Below are 2367 nucleotides of genomic sequence, written 5' to 3'. Positions count from 1 at the left end.
GCAGTGCCAGTTCCTTTGGTCTGTTTAAAAACTGATGAAGCCAGCATACGATTGATTGTTAACACAAACAAGCAAAATGACTGTGCAGTGATCTTTTTGATTTGATTGAAGCAAGCCGCCATTTGAACTAACAAACGCATTGGCGCTTGCTGGCTGAGAGCAAGAACTTGGCGATAAAGCGCCTAATGCGCAACTTCAGGATTTAAAGCGGCGACATTAAAACTACCAAAAGCCAGAGCGATGCTAATGAAAACTGGTGAGGGTAGTTGAACTGATTATTTTATACAGCCAAACGTAGTTTAGGCTGACGCCTTATAACGCCCCACTAAGGGGCGCTAATACATGGGCTAAAATTAGGAACGAAGTGACGCAGCCCATGTGTTAGCGTCCCAGCGAGCAGCGCGAGCGCCTTGAGTGGCTTGTTAGTTGCCATTGTTAAATCATCTATAGAATGAGAAATAATAAACCACGCAAAGCGTTAAAAGAAAAGATGGTATTAGGAAAAGTGTTCTAAGCAGTCTATTTACTCTCGGCCTTGGATACACGAAATAGTAAATCAGTGGAGGAATGAAGAAAGGGCTTAAAAAAACAGCAGGAACTAAAAAATATCCTCCTTCATATGCAAAAAAGCCTCCATTGTGAAGCCAATAAATACCGAAAGTTCCTAATGCACAAACTAGCATAGATAAGACTGATACAGCGATAAGTACAAGGGGTTTGAGCTCAACACTTTGTCTAACTTCTTTGATATTCGAACCTTCCATTGGCAACTAACGCCCAACTTTGGGGCACAAATACATGGGCTATAATAACGAGCGAAGCGAGGGAGCCCATGTATTAGTGTCCCAGCGAACGCAGTGAGCGCCAACAGTTGTTTGTTATACGTAAACCCTAAAACAACCTTTGAATATTAGTTAAAAGTTCCGATATGTTTTTTTGAAACAGATCTTCCCCTGACTCTGGAACAATGGGCTCTAACATTTCCCATAGCCCATTTCCTTTGTACTTTTCAACACCGCCAAAACCTTCCTCACCATTCCAAAACAGCATGAACCGAGAATTACCATTAGCATAAATACATTGCATTGAACCACAATAATCCGTTTCTGTGTCCTTTGTACATTCTATGTAACCATTGTTTAGTAACAACTTTACAACTGGCTTTTTAATCTTGTGATATTCATGCATTCTGATTTACGTATAACAATAAGCTAAGCGGCGCAGTTGCGTGGGGCATAATGGCGAAGCCGCCCCGCGTAAATGCGTCCGAACGACCGAAGGGAGTGGACTTGAGCGCTTTGTTAGAAGCAGAGCCAGTTCCTTTGGTCTTTTTAAAAACTGATGAAGCCAGCATACGATTGATTGTTAACACAAACAAGCAAAACGACTGTGCACTAGTGTTTTTGATTTAGCTGAAGCTAGCCGCCATCTGAGCTATCGAGTGTAATGGCGCTTGCTGAATGAAAATAAGAATTTGGAGACAAAGCGCCTATTACACCACCTTTAAAGTGAATGCGGCGGATTTAAACCTACCACAAGCCAGAGCGATGCTAACGAAAACAGGCAAGGGCAGTTGCATTGAGATTTTTATAAAGCCAAACGCAGTTTAGGCTGACGCCTTATAACTTTTAAATAAGGGGCGCAGGCATGTAGGGCATAATGGCGAAGCCGCCCTGCATGTATGCGTCCCAGCGAACGAAGTGAGTGACTTGATTTTTTTGTTAGATGGCATTAGCCGCAAGTGTTCGAAGCTCACTTTCGTATCCTTGCAAGTTGAAATTCGTTGAGCACTTATTCATAAAACCATGAAAATAAGGCACCTGCCTAATTTTGGTTCTTTCTGTGTTGCGCAATTCCGAGATTAATTCTGGTACCGAAAAGTGTTTTTCTGTTTTTGGGAAAACAAGAGTAACTGGAAATAATGGAACAACTTTTCGGTTGTTTCTTATTTGAGACCCGTAAAAGCATATGGCTTTTTTTATGCGTGAAGATGCAAAACTTTCTGAGAGATTCCAAATGGCAGCAGCACCGATACTGAATCCGACGAGATTTACAGAAGAATCCAAGTTGGTTAGCGAGTTAATCAAATGCTTGCTGTAATTTCCCAAGCCGATATTAGAGGAGAAATACTCATATGCATCGCTTTCAGTTTGGAACATTTTATATTGACCGTCATACGGGTCGACGATGAGATAGTTCTTACAAATGATATTTGCCAACTCTTCAAGAGCTGGTGTTTTACCAAAAATATCTGCAACGATTACAGTAGTCACCTAAATCTCCGTGCCATTGGTCTTACCCACTAAAAGTGGACATCCATGTTAAGCGTATGTCGCTTCGTATTCATATGGGCTGACATAGCCCAAT

Annotated in this window: 3 protein-coding genes; all 3 read right to left on the bottom strand. The window is 41.7% G+C overall.

Annotated features, from left to right (window positions below):
• Window positions 1-891 precede the first annotated feature (891 nt).
• Window positions 892-1050 carry a hypothetical protein gene (locus ACHUFN_RS20125; protein ID WP_394224511.1) on the bottom strand — a complete coding sequence of 53 codons (159 nt, stop codon included), beginning with the start codon at window positions 1048-1050 and terminating at the stop codon, window positions 892-894.
• Window positions 1051-1180: 130 nt separating this feature from the next.
• Window positions 1181-1354, bottom strand: a complete 174-nt coding sequence (locus tag ACHUFN_RS20120; protein ID WP_394224510.1) for a hypothetical protein — start codon at window positions 1352-1354, stop codon at window positions 1181-1183.
• A gap of 367 nt (window positions 1355-1721) precedes the next feature.
• A complete protein-coding gene (locus tag ACHUFN_RS20115; RefSeq protein WP_394224509.1) occupies window positions 1722-2273 on the bottom strand; it encodes a hypothetical protein in 552 nt (183 codons plus the stop codon).
• Window positions 2274-2367 lie beyond the last annotated feature (94 nt).

The sequence above is a fragment of the Alteromonas gracilis genome, assembly GCF_043642145.1.
Lineage (GTDB): Bacteria > Pseudomonadota > Gammaproteobacteria > Enterobacterales > Alteromonadaceae > Alteromonas > Alteromonas gracilis_B.
The sequence above is the reverse complement of the archived record's forward strand: the minus strand, read 5'-3'. Positions and strand labels throughout refer to the sequence as shown.

Coding starts and splice junctions, on each gene's coding strand:
- ACHUFN_RS20120 (WP_394224510.1), bottom strand. CDS start 1,354: ATGCTGGCTTCATCAGTTTTTAAAAAGACCAAAGGAACTGGCTCTGCT.
- ACHUFN_RS20125 (WP_394224511.1), bottom strand. CDS start 1,050: ATGCTGTTTTGGAATGGTGAGGAAGGTTTTGGCGGTGTTGAAAAGTAC.